The following is a 293-nucleotide window of genomic DNA, read 5'->3' on the forward strand; positions in this document are numbered from 1 at the left end:
GGAGTCTGGGCCGTGTCTCAGTCCCAGTGTGGCTGATCATCCTCTCAGACCAGCTATGGATCGTCGCCTTGGTAGGCCTTTACCCCACCAACTAGCTAATCCAACGCGGGCCCATCTTTCGGCGATAAATCTTTCCCCCAAAGGGCGCATACGGTATTAATTCCAGTTTCCCGGAGCTATCCCGTACCGAAAGGTAGGTTCCCACGCGTTACTCACCCGTCTGCCACTATCCCCGAAGGGATCGTTCGACTTGCATGTGTTAAGCCTGCCGCCAGCGTTCGTTCTGAGCCAGG

General features: G+C 56.3%; 1 rRNA gene. It reads right to left on the bottom strand.

The annotated features are described in order from the left end of the window. Nucleotides 1-293 (bottom strand): 16S ribosomal RNA (locus E1297_RS00370); the annotation flags it as partial.

Source organism: Roseibium sp. RKSG952, assembly GCF_009711355.1.